This window comes from Chitinophaga filiformis, assembly GCF_021646545.1.
In the GTDB taxonomy this organism is placed as follows: domain Bacteria; phylum Bacteroidota; class Bacteroidia; order Chitinophagales; family Chitinophagaceae; genus Chitinophaga; species Chitinophaga filiformis_A.
This window is the reverse complement of the sequence record NZ_JAKIRP010000015.1, coordinates 128,542-144,855: the sequence shown is the minus strand read 5'-3', so window position 1 is coordinate 144,855 and position 16,314 is coordinate 128,542. Positions and strand designations below refer to the sequence as shown.

Sequence of the window (16,314 nt, the reverse complement as noted above, 5' to 3'; positions counted from 1 at the left end):
CAGGACCTTTTTCAATAGTTCGTTAACGCTTATATGATCAGCATGGCATCGCCGTAGCTGAAGAAACGGTATTTTTCTTTAATTGCCTGCTGGTAAGCTTCCATCACCAGATCATATCCTGCAAAAGCGCATACCATGATCAGGAGGCTTGTTTTAGGTAGGTGGAAGTTGGTAACCAGTGCATTTGGAATTGCGAAATCGTAAGGCGGGTGAATGAACGTGTTGGTCCATCCCTCTGCTGCTTTCAGCAGGTTCTGCGCAGTTACGGAAGACTCTACCGCTCTTACAGTAGTAGTACCGATAGCACAAACTTTACGGTTCTCCTCTTTCGCTTTGTTGACAATCTTAACGGCATACTCATCGATGTTGAAGTACTCAGCATCCATCTTATGCTTGCTCAGGTCTTCCACCTCGATAGGACGGAATGTACCTAAACCGGTGTGCAGGGTTACTTCTGCGAATTTAACACCTTTGATTTCCAGGCGTTTGATCAGCTCACGGCTGAAGTGCAGACCGGCAGTCGGAGCTGCAACAGCGCCTTCGTATTTAGCATACACTGTCTGATAACGCTCTTTATCCTCATCTTCCGGCTTACGTTTGATGTACTTAGGCAGTGGTGTTTCACCCAGGGTATCGAGCACCTGTTTGAATTCATCGTCATTACCTTCGAACAGGAAACGGATAGTACGGCCACGGGAGGTAGTATTATCTATTACTTCCGCTACCAGCGATTCATCATCGCCGAAGTATAATTTGTTACCTACCCTTATCTTACGGGCAGGGTCTACTATTACATCCCACAGGCGGTTCTGCTTGTTCAGCTCACGCAGCAGGAAAACCTCAATCTTTGCACCAGTCTTCTCTTTACGGCCATAAAGGCGTGCAGGGAATACCTTGGTGTTGTTCACCACCATTACATCCTTATCATTGAAGTAGTTGATAATATCACGGAAAACCTTGTGCTCAATTTTTCCGGTGGCACGGTTTACCACCATCAAACGTGCTTCATCTCTTGTCTTGGAAGGGTGCTGTGCAATCAGATTTAAAGGAAGATCGAATCTAAACTGTGATAGTTTCATATTACGGTATGAATAAATTTAAAGGCTGCAAAGGTATTGATTATTATACAATCTATCAAAATTGATTATAGACAGATTCTCATTCACAAACTTACACATAAATATTTTTAGGTATAGAATTAATCAGCTGCTTTGTATATGCACTCTGTGGGTTTTCATAAACTTCAGCAGCGGGACCGGCTTCTTCAATTTGACCGCTGTTCATCACCATCATCCGGTCGCTGATGAAACGCACAACGGACAGATCATGCGAGATAAAGATACTGGTAAATCCGAACTCTTCGCGCAATTGCATCAGCAAATTCAGGATCTGCGCCTGTATACTGACATCCAGCGCGGCGACGGACTCGTCGCAGATGATAAAGGAGGGATTCAGCGCCAGCGCTCTGGCAATAACAATACGCTGCCGCTGGCCGCCCGAGAACTCATGCGGATACCTGTCATAGTGCTCCGGCAGCAGGTTCACCTTTTCCAGGAGCTCCTCCACCTTTTGGCGGCGGCCGGCCTCATTGCCATACAGACCATGCACTTTCATTGGTTCCTGGATAGCTCGTCCTATAGGTTGACGGGGATTCAGGGAAGAATAAGGGTCCTGGAAAATGATCTGGATATCTTTGCGCAGATCTCTCAGCTCTGCAGCCGGCAAGGTGGTAATGTCTTTCCCTTTGTAAATAATGCTGCCCGATGTAGGCTCCACCAGCCGAAGCAAAGTCCTGCCAAGGGTGGTTTTGCCACAACCGGACTCTCCTACGAGCCCCATTGTTTCCCCTTCCCTGACTTCAAAGCTGACACCATTGACAGCCTTAGTCCAGGAAAGCACCTTGCCGAATATATTTTTCCTTGCCGGAAACCAGGTACGCAAATCTCTCACCTCCAGCAAAGCCGGACGTTTAGCTAACTGCTCTTCCCTATCAATAACAATATTGTGAGGGACCTCAAGACTGTGAACAAATGCTTTTACTTCCCTGGCCTTTTCGACAATATTGCCCTGGGAATCTATTTCCATGAAATCCCGTGTTACCGGAAGCCTGAACAGCCGTTTGTCCAGTGGTGGCCTGCAGGCCAGCAATCCTTTCGTATATGGATGTTTCGGGTGAGTAAACAATTCACGTACACTTCCTTCTTCTACAATACGGCCTTTGTACATTACCGCTACCCTGTCGGCTATTTCCGCAATGACGCCCAGGTCATGCGTAATAAAGATCACACTCATTCCCGTTTGGCGTTGCAATTCTTTCAGCAGCTCCAGGATGGTCTTTTGAACGGTTACGTCCAGGGCGGTAGTGGGTTCGTCGGCTATCAGCAAACGGGGCTGACAACTGATGGCCATAGCGATCATGACCCTTTGTTTTTGTCCGCCGGACAGCTGGTGCGGATATCTTTCCATCAAGAGCTCGGGGTCCGGTAAACGGACCTGTTTGAATAGCTCCAGTGTTTGCAATCTGGCCTCTTCCCTGCTCATTTTCCTCTTGTGGAGCAGCAGGGCTTCCATCACCTGGTAGCCGCATTTATGCAGAGGGTTCAGAGAGGTCATCGGCTCCTGGAAGATCATGGAGATTTCATTGCCTCTCCAGGAACGCAGCTCCGCTTCAGATAAGCGAGCAATATCACGTGAAGGAACGTTGCTGGCTCTTAGCTGGTAGAGCAGATTACCTCCGGTTATCTTACCGGGGTTTTGCAGCAAGCGCATGAGCGATAATGCCGTCACCGATTTTCCGGAACCGGATTCGCCCACAATCCCCACTATTTCACCCGGCAGGATGTCCAGTGAAATATCATTGACAGCCTTTGTGCTGCCAAAAGAAACTGTCAGATTCCGGATGGATAATAATGGTTGCTGCATATTGAGAAAACGGTGTTAGAACCGCAGGTGCTTCACCGTTTGGTGACTGTTAATCAGATTTTTCAGGGAGTCGATACCGATCCTGATATGCCTTTCCACGTATTCGGTCGTCACTTTCCTGTCGCTCTCCTCTGTTTTCACCCCTTCAGGGATCATTGGCTGGTCGGATACGAGCAATAATGCGCCGGTAGGGATCTTGTTAAAGAAGCCAACAGAAAAAATAGTGGCAGTTTCCATATCAATGGCCATTGCCCTGATCTTTTCAAGATAGCGTTTAAATTCCACATCATGCTCCCATACCCGGCGGTTGGTACTGTAACAGGTTCCGGTCCAATAGTCACAACCATATTCGCGGATAGTGGTGGAGATTACTTTTTGCAGGGCGAAAGACGGCAGCGCCGGTACTTCAGCAGGGAAATAGTCGTTGGAAGTACCCTCACCCCGTATTGCAGCGATGGGTAATATGAGGTCACCAATATTATTCTTTTTCTTCAATCCACCACATTTGCCAAGGAATAACACAGCCTTCGGATGGATAGCGCTAAGCAGGTCCATTACAGTGGCGGCTCCGGGACTTCCCATCCCGAAGTTGATGATGGTAATGTCGTCGGCAGTAGCACATTGCATAGGTTTTCCTACACCGACTATTTCGGTGTTATGCCATTCAGCAAAATAAGTGAGGTAATTACTAAAGTTGGTGAGGAGGATGTGGGAACCAAAATTCTCCAGCTTTTCTCCTGTGTAGCGCGGGAGCCAGTTAGCTACAATTTCTTCTTTTGTCTTCATAGCCTTTTGGCAAACGAATATACGGAAAAATCTCCGATCTCCGGGCCTTCCTGTAGTGTTATCGGTGTGTTATTCCTGCTCATTCTTACATTCTATAAGCACTTGCGGCAGCATCATAAGCACTTTTACGCGGCCGTGTATGATACAATGCAAGTCTGATGCAGGCGTATAAAGCCTGCTTTATGCACACCGGCAGGGCATACTACCTTATCTGTAAAGGGAATCTATCAATTATCTTTGTGGAATGATCGCTATTGAGTTTCCGGCGCCGGATTTCAAAATTATACAGGAGAATGGTAAAACGCTCATTTTTGACCGTTTCCGTAAAAAGTATGTAGTGCTGACGCCGGAAGAATGGGTGCGACAGAACTTCCTCAATTACCTGGTAACAACGCTCAGATACCCCGCTTCACTGATCGGTATAGAAAAGGAAATATACCTGGGCGAGCTGCGGAAGCGTTGTGATATTGTAGTATACAACAGGGACATGCTACCCTGGATGATCGTGGAATGTAAAGAGATGGATGTACCACTTAGTCAAACCACGCTGGAACAGATCGTCCGTTATCATATGGTGCTGCCAACGGCTTACCTGGTCATCACCAATGGCGTAAATACGTTCTGCTGCCAGCATATGGTAGATGCACAACAATGGCAATTCATTGCACAGTTACCCACGCATTGCTGATGGTATTTTAACATTTCCTGATTTTGATGGTCTATTCTGCGACGATACTCTGCCGAAACCCTACACGATAGTCCTTATATACATGAAGTAAGGTTGGATTTGAGGTGGACTTAAGGTGGACTTAATACAGAGTCAAAAAGGAGAAAATAATATAAGAAGAGGGTGTACCTGCAAAGATACACCCTCTTTTGTAAACTTTTATATTGACATAAAGATCAAGGGAAAATGCCCAACTGGTCGTAGGCGGCTCCCACTTTATCAATAGCACATACATAAGCGGCGGTGCGCATATCGTGAATTTCCGGATGATTTACCATGATGGTACGCACTTCATGCAATGCGGCATGCATCGTTTCTTCCAGACCGGAGTACACCAGATCCACTTCATCTGCACCGTGTGCAATGAATTTCCTTTCTCTATCTGATACTTTTTTTCCGGTGAGGTCTTCAATCACGCTCAGGATGTGGATATTCATATTCTCATCGAAGCGTTTTCCCAGACGGCCATAACGTACGTGGCTGAGGTTTTTCAACCATTCGAAGTAAGAAACGGTTACACCACCAGCATTGAGGAACATGTCAGGTACAACGATCACACCTTTCTTATTCAGGATTTCATCTGCTTCAGGAGTGATAGGGCCGTTAGCGCCTTCACCGATTATTTTAGCCTTGATACGTGGAGCGTTCTCCTTGTGGATCACGTTTTCCAGCGCTGCGGGGATCAGGATATCACAATCCATTTCCAGGCCTTCTCCATTCGGACCAAGTGTTTTTGCACCCGGGAAGTTGATAATGGAACCTGTTTCAGCTCTGTGTTTCAGCACGGCATCCGGATCGAGGCCTTTTTCGCTGTACAATGCGCCATCCCACTCTATCAGGCCTACGATGATAGCGCCTGCTTCATGGAAATATTTAGCAGCATGGTACCCCACGTTACCCATACCCTGTACGATCACTTTTTTACCGATGATACCAGGTTCGAGGCCGATACGTTTCATATCTTCCTTGATGTTACAGAGTTCCTGCAAGCCAAAGAAAACGCCCAGACCTGTGGCTTCCTTACGGCCACGCACACCACCCTGGGAAACGGGTTTACCGGTTACGCAACCGTAACCATCTACCTCACCCGGACGGAGACTCATGTAAGTATCGAGGATCCAGCTCATTTCCCTTTCACCTGTACCGTAGTCAGGAGCGGGAACATCCACACCGGGACCAATGAAATTCTTCTTCACCAGTTCCGCGGTATAGCGGCGGGTGATGTTTTCCAACTGGAATGGGGAATAATTACGTGGATTGATCTTGATACCTCCTTTGGCTCCGCCAAAAGGAACGTTCACGATAGCACATTTATAGGTCATGAGGGCAGCCAGCGCCATTACCTCATCCTGGTTAACGGCATCGCTGAAACGGATACCACCTTTACAGGGCAGTTTGTGGTGAGAGTGTTGAACGCGGTAGGCTTCTATTACTTCGATCTTATCCCCAACGCGCACCGGAAATTTAATCTGGTATACAGCGTTGCAGGCCTTGATCTGTTCAAGAATCCCGTTTTCCCATTTCGTGAATTTTGCGGCTTTGTCAAAACTTCTTTCTACGCTCTTAAAGAAGTCATAATGTTGCTCTTGCGCCATAGACAATTGTTTTGGTATAAATATGTAGAGTTGGACTTATTTGCCGTGGATGTTATCCCGCCGTTCCAGCCGGGTGATTTTCCTGTCGAGCGCTATCAAAAATATCACAATGCCGATGAAGATGATCAGTAGCACTCCTACTATAACATATATCTTGCCATTGCTGCGGAAAAATTCGTTCACAGGTCCTGTCTCTGTGTTCTGGTTCTGGTTTTCCTGCGCGTTAGCGAATAGAGAAACAAGTAACAGTAAGCAGGTACAACAGAAAGAAAACGCTTTGTTGATCATTTAAAAATATTTTTTAGCTCTAATTTTTTGTACCGTACAAACAGGGTATAGATCCAGACACTCAACAACACCCAGCCAATGAATGCAGGGTACAATACCGTTCTCATATTGTCGTCAGTGTCACTGGATGCAAATCCAGGCGTAGTAGCGCTTCCGGGATGAAGGGAATCTACCATACGCGGGATAATATACGTTAAGGGAATCAACAAAGCGAATGCGAAAATATTAAACACGGCTGAGATCCTGGCGCGCTTGTCAATGTCAGGGATGGACAGGCGCAGTACAAGATAAGCCATATAGATCATGAGCGCCACAGCGGTCAGCATCTGTTTGGGATCGCTGGTGAAGGAGCCTCCCCATGTGTAGGTGGCCCACAGCGTACCTGTTGCGAAACCAAGAATACCATAAAACACCCCAACATTAGCAGCTGCGCTGGCATATACATCTCTGCGGAGGTCGTATTTAGAGAGATAAAGAACGGAATTGACTACGGAGATAGTAAACATGGTGTACATGCACATCCACATAGGAACGTGAAAGAAAAGGCCCCGGGAAGACTGCCCGTTTGTGCCGATAATCGGTATCTCAATCGTAAATCCAGCTATGATCACATAAACAAGGATTAATACTGCTAGAGCTTTCCACCAATGCTTTGCCATTTTAACCAACTATATTGGGGGCAAACCTACACGTTTTATCACTAATCACAAAATTCAGTAACCTGTTTCTGTAGTCCGGCCGGCAGTTGTTAATCTTTCCATAAAAAAGGGAATAATACGAGGGACAGGGCTATGATAAGAATGTCCATACTGCCTAACATAAGGAACATTTTGGGCAATCCCGGTTGAAAAACAGTAATAAAGGACGATTTGGCGATATTGGACAGCAGCATAAGCAGGGGCAGCATAATGGGAAATCCCATAATGGCCATCAATGCGGCATTCTGGTTGGCCTGGGCAGCAATAGCCGCCAGCATAGTGAAAAGCAGGGACAGGCTGATGCCTCCCAGCAGGCTCACTCCCATGAAATACAGGAAACTGGTGACAGGATTTCCGAGGAACATCATACAGCAGACAATGGTGATCAGCGTCATGACAGACATGAGTATGATATTGTATATCAGTTTGGCCACTATAAAGCTGCGGGGATGTACCAGGGAATAGAAATACAGCAGACGCCCCCTATTCTCCTGCAGGAAACTTTTGGCAACGGCATTAACCGCTACAAACAGCTGTACCACCCAGAAAAGTGCGTTCCAGATCTTTTCTTCCGGCTTATTGATCATCAGGTTGATCACAAATACAGTGGATATTATATATAACAGGATACCGTAAAAGGCATATTTCTGCCTTAATTCCAGCAGGATGTCCTTTTTTACCAGGGTGATGGTTTGTCGGAAGGCACTAGATTTCATGTTGGCGCAAAGATAGGAGAATCACTTATATTCGCTTCCATGAAAAAAATACTGGTAGCCAACCGTGGTGAGATAGCACTACGGATCATGCGATCAGCCCGGGAAATGGGCATCGCGACAGTAGCTGTATATTCCGAGGCTGACCGCGCCATGCCATTTGTACAATATGCAGATGAAGCCGTGTGCATAGGCCCGGCCCCGTCCAGCCAGTCGTATCTGCTGACAGATAAGATCATGGGCGCCGCCCGGCAGACGGGAGCAGATGCTATCCATCCCGGATATGGTTTTCTCAGTGAGAATGCCCGGTTTGCGCAGGCGGTAAAAGACGCCGGACTTACCTTTATTGGTCCCAGTCCCGGCTCTATTGAGGTGATGGGTAGTAAACTGGCCGCCAAACAGGCAGCGCAGCGCTTTGGCGTACCTATGGTACCCGGTACAGAAACACCGCTGCGTAGCATCGATGAGGCCCGGGAAGTGGTGAAAAAGACCGGATTTCCTATTCTCATCAAAGCATCTGCCGGTGGTGGCGGCAAGGGTATGCGGGTGGTGAACAACGCAGAAGAACTGGAAGAACAGGTCAGACTGGCTAAAAGTGAAGCCATGAGCGCTTTCGGGGACGATGCCGTATTTATTGAAAAATATGTAGGTGCTCCCCGTCATATCGAGATACAGGTACTGGGCGATCAGCATGGAAATTATGTCTATCTGTTTGAGCGTGAGTGCTCTATACAGAGAAGGCACCAGAAACTGATCGAGGAAGCACCTTCTTCCTGCCTCACTCCCCAGATCAGGGAAGCAATGGGGAAGTGTGCACTGGATGTAGCCCGTGCCTGCCAATATTATGGAGCGGGCACCGTTGAGTTCCTCGTAGACGAAAATCTGCAGTTCTATTTCCTGGAAATGAATACCCGCCTGCAGGTGGAACATCCGGTCACAGAGATGATCACTGGACTGGACCTGGTCAAAGAGCAGATCAGGGTGGCCAGGGGCGAAAAGCTAAGCTTTAGCCAGGCCGATCTCAAAATAAACGGACACGCCATCGAATTGCGCATCTGTGCGGAAGATCCCGCCAATAATTTTTTACCGGACACGGGTACACTTACTACATATGTTCGTCCGCAGGGATATGGCATCCGTGTGGATGACGGTTATGAGCAGGGAATGGACATTCCTATCTATTATGACCCCATGATCTCCAAACTGATCGCCTGGGGAGCTGACCGGGAAGAGGCCAGGGAACGTCTGCTACGTGCTATCAGTGAATATCATGTAAAAGGAATCCGCACTACACTGCCGTTCGGCAGCTGGGCGCTGCAGCAGCCTGCATTTATCAATGGTGCTTTTGACACTAATTTTATCGGGAAGTATTTTACACCACAATCACTCGACCATACAGATCCTGAAGCGGCAAAAGCCGCGGCTATACTGGCTGTACAGGTATGGCAGGAACAGCAGCGGAGGGTCAGACAACAACCTGTGAACCAGCAGCAAAAACTTTGGAAGAACAGGAAATTGTTAAGATAATACAAAAGCGCAGTACAGTAACGGTAAAACTAACTAGTTTTGTTGCTGTACAAATATTTTATGAAAAGGTTCATTTTATTGGTATTAGACTTTTTTTACCAACCCTTTGCGAAGCTCATGCCTTTGCAAACATTCCGTTATCTTGCCTGCGGCAGCGGCAATACGGCTATGGATATCCTATTGTATTACATCAGTTACCATTTCATCCTGAATGAAAAACCTATCCATTTCACATTCCTGACCATCAGTCCGCATATTGCGGCACTGTTCATGGCTATGACTGTTACTTTTCCTACAGGTTTCCTGCTGAGTAAATACATTGTTTTTTCCGAATCCAACCTGAGAGGCAGGATACAGCTGGTCCGCTATTTCATGCTCGTAGGTATCTGTATCTGTCTGAACTATGGATTCATGAAGCTATTTGTAGAGTATCTGCTGATCTACCCGACGATCTCTAAAATATTGACAACCATCTTTGTAGTAGGCTTCAGTTATCTGACACAGAAGAAATTTACGTTTAAAGTGAAGGCTGAAGCGGAAGCCTGATGGCGTAATTAAAATATTGTAATAAAAAAAGGCAGTATCAGCTAAGTTGATACTGCCTTTTTATTATTCTGCATTTCCGTAGTAACAATGCCTGCATCTTGGTTCGTACAGGTCTGTTTCTCCGAGAAGTACCGTGCTTTTTTCTTTTGTTTTACGGTAAGAATAATTGGCAATATTGCCGCATTTCACGCAGATGGCGTGCAATTTGGTAATATAGTCGGCCTTTGCCAGCAGGAAAGGCATCTGCCCGAAGGGCTTGCCCATGTAATCCATGTCCAGTCCCGCCACTATTACCCTGATGCCACGTAATGCCAGCTGATCGCAGACCTCAGGTAATTCACCATCAAAAAACTGCGCTTCGTCAATACCTACAACATCTACTTCCTGTGCCAGGAGTAATATCTGCTGGGAGTTTTCCAGCGGTGTGCTGACGATACGGCTTTCATCATGAGATACAATGTGTTGTACATCGTAACGTGTATCTATCATCGGCTTAAAGATCTCTACTTTTAAATTGGCAATCCGGGCCCGCTTTAATCTTCTGATCAATTCCTCCGTTTTCCCGGAAAACATTGAGCCACAGATCACTTCTATCCACCCTCTTCGCCCTCCTGCTAGAGAAGGTTCAATAAACATATTTTAGTATTTGATTAACAGTTAATTAAAATGCGCTAACTTTATGCAAATAAAATAAATTCCCCCATATCGCGTTAACAATTAAGGCATGGAACGCATTTTGCATTCAATTTATTTTTTTTACTGCTATGGAAAAAATAAGTGCATTAATTGATAAGTTACAGGAATTAAAGAATTCGAACGCCGGGCTGCAGTCAATTTCTTACTATGTACAGCTGTTGCAGGCAGAGATCTTACACGCAAGGAATTTTCAAAGAGAGCAGGAACGCATGCAGCAAAGGCAGGATAGCCACGTTGCTGTTATCATGCCTTCCGCTCCGCTGACAACCACTGCGGCTCCCGCCACTGTTATTGTGGAAGTACCTGTAACAACATCATCCAGAGATACATTACCGGAAAATAAACAGGCGGCGCCTGCTGCGGCACATACAGCTGCAGAAGCATCAACCCTGACATTACCATTACAGAATACGTCACTTCCGAAACCGGCTCCGGCTCCGGCTCCGGCACCTGCGGCCACGGTGAACGGAACTTCAGCAGTTCCTGTAGATGCTGCGCCGGCTCCGGCTGCAGCTCCTAATGGCGTGGCTTCTCATCCATCCACTGCTACAGCTCCTGTGCCTCAACAAACGGAACAGACCGCGGCAGACAGGAAACCGGCATTTGTTACCATCTATAGTAACGTAGAAATGCCGCAACCTGTTAATACGCCGTCAGGCAATGTTGAGAAAAAGCCTGATACCAACGGCGTTCGTAAGGAACTGAAAGAGCTGAACCAGCTGGTAGCACAGAATATGCCTTCGCTCAATGACCGCCTGAAACAGACGCAGACGGAACTGGCAGACCGTTTCAATGAAATTCCTGTCAAAGACCTGCGCCAGGCTATCGGCATCAATGATAAATTCCAGTTCATCCAAGAATTATTCCGTGGAGATGTGGATACTTACGAACGTTCCGTTAAGACCATCAATGAGATGAATTCTCTGCAGGAAGCAGAATACTGGATTGAAAGAGAGCTAAAGATCCGTCAGGGATGGGTAGACGATAACCGTGCTGTAAGGCAGTTCTACAACCTTGTTAAGAAGCGCTTTTCCTGAATATACTGTAGTATTTTACCGGTAGCGCCTTTATTCTCAGCCACATAATTTTTAGCATTAACGCCTGTTTGCAGACGGTTGGATTCATTTTGCAACAACCTTTCCATCTGTGTAGTAAAGGTACCCAGGTCATGGATGCTGATGCCTCCGCCGGCAGCGATCAGTGCTGTGGCTTCCGGATATTTATGGAACACAGGTCCAAACAGTACTGGCTTGCCATACGTAGCGGGTTCCAGTATATTGTGAATACCATCTTTCCCGAACCCCCCTCCCACATAGGTTACAGCAGCATAGCGGTATAACACCGACAACATGCCTACATTATCTATCAGCAATACACGCCCTGGTTGTCCATGCGTTGTTGTTATCCATTCTGTATACTTAATTGCTTCCGGAAACAATCCCTGCAGTTTACTGATATGGGCGGCATCCGTCTCATGCGGAGCGATGATAAGGCAAAGCTCTTCAGAATGCTGTTTCTTCCACCAGGCGGCCAGCAATGACTCGTCAGTTTCCCAGGTACTTCCGGCAATGAGTGCCCGCCGGTTGCTAATGAATTCTCCTATACCTGGCAGGGTGCGTTCCTCCTCCTGCAGAGCCCAGACCCTGTCAAAGCGCGTATCGCCTGCCAGGGCCGTATGCCGGATACCTATCTGTTCCAGCAGGGCGACAGACTCCCTGTTCTGTACGAAGATGTAGCTGAACTGTTGCAGCAGCTTACGGAACATGCCGCCATACGGCTTAAAGAAGGGCTGTCCCGGCCTGAATATCCCTGAAACGAGCAATACAGGCACCTTTTCCCTGTGCAAACGTGTAAGCATATGGTACCAGAACTCGTATTTGATAAAGATAGCCAGGGCCGGCTTTACAATACGGATAAAATCCTGTGCGTTCCCCGCGGTATCCAACGGCAAGTAGCACACGTAATCAGCACCCGGATAGTCTTTACGCACTTCATAACCAGAGGGTGAGAAAAAGGTAAGCAGTATTCTGCAGTGCGGATATTGCTGCCGGATGGCTTCCAGAACGGGGCGCCCCTGTTCAAACTCGCCCAGGGAGGCAGCATGCACCCAAACGATGGGACCGGCGGCGCCGGAAAGATGTTGTTCCAGTCCTGCCCTCCAGTTGCGGCGTCCTTCCAGCCATCGCCGGGCTTTGGCATTGCCCGTAGCCGCGGCCAGGGCCACTCCTGCTTTGTATCCTCTTATTCCCAGATCGTATATGATAGTGCTTACCGGCATGCCTGAAGGTACTTTTACTGTTTTTTGGATCGGCTGCAAAGATACTGCCCTTCCTATGTCAATTTTTGTAAATTTGCTCACTTTAAACAAAATATCTATCCCACACATGGTTCCTATTCAAATGGTGGATTTAAAACGCCAATACTTGAAAATAAAGCCGCAGGTAGATGCTGCGATGGCTGAAGTGCTCGATAATGCAGCTTTTATTAATGGCGCTCCGGTACAACAATTCACCAATGCACTGCAGACTTACCTCGGTGTAAAACATGTCATTGCCTGCGCCAATGGCACCGATGCATTGCAGATAGCCATGATGGCGCTCGATCTTGCACCGGGAGATGAAGTGATCACTCCTTCCTTCACTTTTATTGCCACGGCAGAGGTAATTGCCCTGTTACAACTGAAACCTGTATTTGTGGACGTAGATCCTAAAACATTCTGCCTCGATCCTGAGCAGGTGGAAAAGGCCATTACACCAAAAACAAAGGCGATCGTTCCTGTACACCTGTATGGTCATAGTGCAGAAATGGAAGCTATCATGGAGATCTCCAGAAAATATAATATCCCTGTCATTGAAGATAATGCACAGGCCATAGGCGGACATTATACCTTTTCTGACGGTACTACCAAAAAGCTGGGCAGCATTGGGCAGATAGGATGTACATCCTTCTTCCCTTCCAAGAACCTGGGTTGCTACGGCGACGGTGGCGCGATCTTCACCAATGATGATGCGCTGGCCGCCAAGATAAGAATGATCGCCAACCACGGACAATCGGCCCGTTACTACCATGATGTAGTAGGCGTCAATTCCCGCCTCGATACGCTGCAGGCGGTGGTACTCAATATCAAGCTGCCACTGCTGGATGAATATATTAAAGCACGCCGCGCAGTGGCTGATGCTTATGATGCAGGATTTGCCGGTATTCCGCAGATCACCACTCCTTACAGAGCGGGCAACAGCTATCATGTTTATCATCAGTATACGCTGCAGCTGAATGGCGCTGACCGCAATGCACTTCAACAATACCTGCAGGAACGTCAGGTGCCTGCAATGATTTACTATCCTGTACCTGCTCACCGCCAGAAAATGTTCGCAAGTTTTGGTGGCGCTGAGTTCAATCTCCCTGTTACTGACGATCTCACCTCAAAAGTCATTTCACTACCGATACACACTGAGATGGATGCAGATCAATTACAGCACATTATTGATTCAGTTAAATCATTCTTAAATCAAAACTCCAAATGAAAATTACAGTAGTAGGTACAGGCTACGTAGGACTGGTTACCGGGACCTGCTTTGCGGAAACAGGCAACGATGTTGTCTGTGTTGACATAGATATAAATAAGGTCAACAAATTATCCGGCGGGCAGATCACCATTTACGAACCAGGACTTGAAAAACTGTTCGAGCGTAACCTCAAAGAAGAACGTCTTCATTTTACCACCAACCTCGCTGATGGCGTAAAGCACGGGGAAGTGATCTTTCTTGCCCTGCCTACTCCACCCGGAGAAGATGGCTCTGCAGATCTTTCCTATATCCTGCGGGTAGCAGATGACATGGGCAAGCTCATTACAGATTATAAAGTGATTGTTGATAAAAGCACTGTACCTGTAGGCACTGCTGAAAAGGTACAGGCGGCCATTGCGAAACACTGCAAACATCCTTTTGACGTAGTATCCAATCCGGAGTTCCTGCGTGAGGGTGTAGCCGTAGACGACTTTATGAAACCTGACCGCGTAGTGATCGGTACCCGCTCTGAAAGGGCACGCAAAGTAATGGGCGACCTGTTTGCACCGTTCGTACGTCAGGGTAACCCAATACTGTTCATGGACGAGAAATCTGCTGAACTGACCAAATACGCGGCTAACTCTTTCCTGGCCACTAAGATCTCTTTCATGAATGAAATTGCCATTCTGTGTGAGAAACTTGGCGCTGATGTGGATATGGTGCGCAGAGGCGTCGGCAGCGACGACAGGATTGGTAAACGTTTCCTGTTCCCCGGCATCGGTTACGGCGGCAGCTGCTTCCCGAAAGATGTACAGGCGCTGGTTAAATCATCCGAAGATGCAGACTACGAGTTCAAAATACTGACAGCAGTGATGGATGTGAATGAGCGGCAGAAATTGTTCCTCCTGCCAAAGATCAAGGCATGGTTCAAAGATGATCTGAAAGGTAAACATTTCGCACTCTGGGGGCTCGCCTTCAAACCAAATACAGACGATATCCGGGAAGCACCGGCATTATACATAATAGATGCCCTGAAGGCTGCTGGAGCGACCGTAACGGTATTTGATCCTGAAGCAATGGCAAATGTACAACGTGTTGTCGGCGACAAAGTAACATACGCTTCCAACCAGTACGAATGCCTTACAAACGCAGATGCCCTGGTCATCGCAACAGAATGGAGCGTGTTCAGGACCCCTGACTTTGACAAGATCAGTGCTTCCCTTAAAAACAAACTGATATTTGACGGAAGGAACCTGTTTGATGTATCCCGTATGTCTGAACTGGGTTTCCACTACGAAAGCGTTGGCCGTGCTGCTACCAACAACTTATTACATTGAAAATGCCTATTGGAATGAAAAGAGTACTGATTACCGGCGCTGCCGGCTTCCTGGGGTCACACCTGTGTGATCGCTTTATCGCAGAAGGATATCGTGTTGTAGGAATGGACAATCTCCTGACCGGCAACATCAAAAATATAGAACATCTCTTCCCTTTACCGGAATTTGAATATTATCATCATGATGTAAGCAAATTCGTACATGTACCAGGCGATCTGGATTACATCTTACACTTTGCTTCTCCCGCCAGCCCTATCGACTATCTGAAAATGCCGATCCAGACATTGAAGGTAGGTTCATTGGGTACCCACAACCTGCTGGGTCTGGCTAAGGAAAAGAAGGCGCGCATTCTCGTGGCGTCCACATCTGAAGTGTATGGCGACCCGACAGTTCACCCACAGCCGGAAGAATACTGGGGTAATGTGAACCCGGTAGGTCCGCGTGGTGTATATGACGAAGCTAAACGCTTCATGGAATCCATCACCATGGCTTACCACAATTTCCATGGTGTAGATACAAGGATCATCAGGATCTTTAATACCTACGGTCCGCGTATGCGCCTTGATGATGGCCGTGCACTGCCTGCTTTCATGAGCCAGGCACTGACCGGGCAGGATCTCACCGTTTTCGGTGATGGCTCCCAGACCCGCTCTTTCTGTTACGTGTCTGACCTGGTGGATGGTATTTACCGCCTGCTGCTGAGTGATTACCACCTTCCGGTGAACGTCGGCAACCCGGCAGAGATCTCCCTGAAAGAATTTGCAGAAGAGATCCTGGCGCTGACAGGCAGCAAACAAAAGATTATCTATCAGCCACTTCCGAAAGATGATCCGAAACAAAGAAAGCCGGATATCACGAAAGCAAAGGAAATACTTGGCTGGGCGCCGAAAGTGGACAGGAAAGAAGGGCTGAAGATCACTTACGAGTATTTCAAACAGGCTCTTAATAAATAACTCCGGGCGGATGAGCATTT

General features: G+C 47.3%; 16 protein-coding genes. 7 read left to right on the top strand and 9 right to left on the bottom strand.

The genetic code is table 11. From position 1 onward, the window contains the following. Positions 1 to 29: 29 nt before the first annotated feature. The 3 genes from queA to L3C95_RS27765 all read right to left on the bottom strand — a co-directional run bounded on the left by queA (position 30) and on the right by L3C95_RS27765 (position 3,708). Entirely contained in the window at positions 30 to 1,079 is a 1,050-nt protein-coding gene (queA, locus tag L3C95_RS27775) for a tRNA preQ1(34) S-adenosylmethionine ribosyltransferase-isomerase QueA (RefSeq protein ID WP_089835339.1), read from the bottom strand. Positions 1,080 to 1,170: 91 nt separating this feature from the next. Further along, the gene (locus L3C95_RS27770) at positions 1,171 to 2,922 is read right to left on the bottom strand and encodes an ABC transporter ATP-binding protein (RefSeq protein ID WP_236393149.1); all 1,752 of its coding nucleotides are present in this window, start codon (positions 2,920 to 2,922) and stop codon (positions 1,171 to 1,173) included. Positions 2,923 to 2,937: 15 nt separating this feature from the next. After that, entirely contained in the window at positions 2,938 to 3,708 is a 771-nt protein-coding gene (locus tag L3C95_RS27765) for an AMP nucleosidase (protein WP_236393138.1), read from the bottom strand. A 244-nt stretch (positions 3,709 to 3,952) separates the two neighbouring features. On the opposite strand from L3C95_RS27765, the gene L3C95_RS27760 reads away from it, so the two are divergent. Further along, positions 3,953 to 4,396: a type I restriction enzyme HsdR N-terminal domain-containing protein gene (locus L3C95_RS27760; RefSeq protein ID WP_236393128.1), complete on the top strand. Its 444-nt coding sequence runs from the start codon at positions 3,953 to 3,955 to the stop codon at positions 4,394 to 4,396. A 215-nt stretch (positions 4,397 to 4,611) separates the two neighbouring features. Here L3C95_RS27760 and L3C95_RS27755 read toward each other — a convergent pair whose 3' ends face one another. From L3C95_RS27755 to L3C95_RS27740, 4 genes are all read right to left on the bottom strand, one after another. Then, positions 4,612 to 6,030: a Glu/Leu/Phe/Val family dehydrogenase gene (locus L3C95_RS27755; protein WP_236393126.1), complete on the bottom strand. Its 1,419-nt coding sequence runs from the start codon at positions 6,028 to 6,030 to the stop codon at positions 4,612 to 4,614. A 36-nt stretch (positions 6,031 to 6,066) separates the two neighbouring features. Beyond that, the gene (locus L3C95_RS27750; RefSeq protein ID WP_236393117.1) at positions 6,067 to 6,318 is read right to left on the bottom strand and encodes a CcmD family protein; all 252 of its coding nucleotides are present in this window, start codon (positions 6,316 to 6,318) and stop codon (positions 6,067 to 6,069) included. Next, positions 6,315 to 6,977: a cytochrome c biogenesis protein CcsA gene (gene ccsA / locus L3C95_RS27745; RefSeq protein ID WP_262915977.1), complete on the bottom strand. Its 663-nt coding sequence runs from the start codon at positions 6,975 to 6,977 to the stop codon at positions 6,315 to 6,317. The genes L3C95_RS27750 and ccsA overlap by 4 nt, the downstream gene beginning before the upstream one ends. Before the next feature lie 89 nt (positions 6,978 to 7,066). After that, the gene (locus L3C95_RS27740; protein ID WP_236393103.1) at positions 7,067 to 7,732 is read right to left on the bottom strand and encodes a heme exporter protein CcmB; all 666 of its coding nucleotides are present in this window, start codon (positions 7,730 to 7,732) and stop codon (positions 7,067 to 7,069) included. Between the two features lie 39 nt (positions 7,733 to 7,771). Between L3C95_RS27740 and accC the strand changes: the two genes are divergently transcribed. Together accC and L3C95_RS27730 are read left to right on the top strand one after the other, a co-directional pair. Then, positions 7,772 to 9,256: an acetyl-CoA carboxylase biotin carboxylase subunit gene (gene accC / locus L3C95_RS27735; RefSeq protein WP_236393091.1), complete on the top strand. Its 1,485-nt coding sequence runs from the start codon at positions 7,772 to 7,774 to the stop codon at positions 9,254 to 9,256. Between the two features lie 117 nt (positions 9,257 to 9,373). Then, complete coding sequence (locus tag L3C95_RS27730) at positions 9,374 to 9,802, top strand: GtrA family protein (RefSeq protein ID WP_236393089.1); 429 nt, start codon at positions 9,374 to 9,376, stop codon at positions 9,800 to 9,802. Between the two features lie 63 nt (positions 9,803 to 9,865). On the opposite strand, the gene L3C95_RS27725 is transcribed toward L3C95_RS27730, so the two are convergent. Next, positions 9,866 to 10,438 (bottom strand): thymidine kinase, encoded by a 573-nt coding sequence (locus L3C95_RS27725; RefSeq protein WP_236393077.1) that lies wholly within the window; start codon positions 10,436 to 10,438, stop codon positions 9,866 to 9,868. 128 nt (positions 10,439 to 10,566) lie between these two features. Between L3C95_RS27725 and L3C95_RS27720 the strand changes: the two genes are divergently transcribed. Beyond that, positions 10,567 to 11,535, top strand: a complete 969-nt coding sequence (locus L3C95_RS27720) for a hypothetical protein (RefSeq protein ID WP_236393074.1) — start codon at positions 10,567 to 10,569, stop codon at positions 11,533 to 11,535. Here L3C95_RS27720 and L3C95_RS27715 read toward each other — a convergent pair. Further along, entirely contained in the window at positions 11,505 to 12,857 is a 1,353-nt protein-coding gene (locus tag L3C95_RS27715; RefSeq protein ID WP_236393072.1) for a 3-deoxy-D-manno-octulosonic acid transferase, read from the bottom strand. The two genes, L3C95_RS27720 and L3C95_RS27715, sit on opposite strands and share 31 nt — an antisense overlap. A 25-nt stretch (positions 12,858 to 12,882) precedes the next feature. Here L3C95_RS27715 and L3C95_RS27710 point away from each other — a divergent pair, with 25 nt between their 5' ends. The 3 genes from L3C95_RS27710 to L3C95_RS27700 are packed head-to-tail and all read left to right on the top strand — an operon-like array spanning position 12,883 to position 16,294. Further along, the gene (locus L3C95_RS27710; RefSeq protein ID WP_236393071.1) at positions 12,883 to 14,022 is read left to right on the top strand and encodes a DegT/DnrJ/EryC1/StrS family aminotransferase; all 1,140 of its coding nucleotides are present in this window, start codon (positions 12,883 to 12,885) and stop codon (positions 14,020 to 14,022) included. Next, entirely contained in the window at positions 14,019 to 15,341 is a 1,323-nt protein-coding gene (locus L3C95_RS27705; protein ID WP_236393068.1) for a UDP-glucose dehydrogenase family protein, read from the top strand. Before L3C95_RS27710 ends, L3C95_RS27705 begins: the two co-directional genes overlap by 4 nt. Positions 15,342 to 15,355: 14 nt before the next feature. Then, the gene (locus L3C95_RS27700; protein ID WP_236393066.1) at positions 15,356 to 16,294 is read left to right on the top strand and encodes a UDP-glucuronic acid decarboxylase family protein; all 939 of its coding nucleotides are present in this window, start codon (positions 15,356 to 15,358) and stop codon (positions 16,292 to 16,294) included. Positions 16,295 to 16,314 lie beyond the last annotated feature (20 nt).

Bases quoted from the DNA above. Each gene is read 5' to 3' on its own strand.
- L3C95_RS27720 (WP_236393074.1), top strand. From the start codon at position 10,567: ATGGAAAAAATAAGTGCATTAATTGATAAGTTACAGGAATTAAAGAAT.
- L3C95_RS27765 (WP_236393138.1), bottom strand. From the start codon at position 3,708: ATGAAGACAAAAGAAGAAATTGTAGCTAACTGGCTCCCGCGCTACACA.
- L3C95_RS27770 (WP_236393149.1), bottom strand. From the start codon at position 2,922: ATGCAGCAACCATTATTATCCATCCGGAATCTGACAGTTTCTTTTGGC.
- L3C95_RS27710 (WP_236393071.1), top strand. From the start codon at position 12,883: ATGGTTCCTATTCAAATGGTGGATTTAAAACGCCAATACTTGAAAATA.
- L3C95_RS27725 (WP_236393077.1), bottom strand. From the start codon at position 10,438: ATGTTTATTGAACCTTCTCTAGCAGGAGGGCGAAGAGGGTGGATAGAA.
- accC (WP_236393091.1), top strand. From the start codon at position 7,772: ATGAAAAAAATACTGGTAGCCAACCGTGGTGAGATAGCACTACGGATC.
- L3C95_RS27755 (WP_236393126.1), bottom strand. From the start codon at position 6,030: ATGGCGCAAGAGCAACATTATGACTTCTTTAAGAGCGTAGAAAGAAGT.
- L3C95_RS27700 (WP_236393066.1), top strand. From the start codon at position 15,356: ATGAAAAGAGTACTGATTACCGGCGCTGCCGGCTTCCTGGGGTCACAC.
- L3C95_RS27705 (WP_236393068.1), top strand. From the start codon at position 14,019: ATGAAAATTACAGTAGTAGGTACAGGCTACGTAGGACTGGTTACCGGG.
- L3C95_RS27730 (WP_236393089.1), top strand. From the start codon at position 9,374: ATGCCTTTGCAAACATTCCGTTATCTTGCCTGCGGCAGCGGCAATACG.
- L3C95_RS27750 (WP_236393117.1), bottom strand. From the start codon at position 6,318: ATGATCAACAAAGCGTTTTCTTTCTGTTGTACCTGCTTACTGTTACTT.
- queA (WP_089835339.1), bottom strand. From the start codon at position 1,079: ATGAAACTATCACAGTTTAGATTCGATCTTCCTTTAAATCTGATTGCA.
- L3C95_RS27760 (WP_236393128.1), top strand. From the start codon at position 3,953: ATGATCGCTATTGAGTTTCCGGCGCCGGATTTCAAAATTATACAGGAG.
- L3C95_RS27740 (WP_236393103.1), bottom strand. From the start codon at position 7,732: ATGAAATCTAGTGCCTTCCGACAAACCATCACCCTGGTAAAAAAGGAC.
- ccsA (WP_262915977.1), bottom strand. From the start codon at position 6,977: ATGGCAAAGCATTGGTGGAAAGCTCTAGCAGTATTAATCCTTGTTTAT.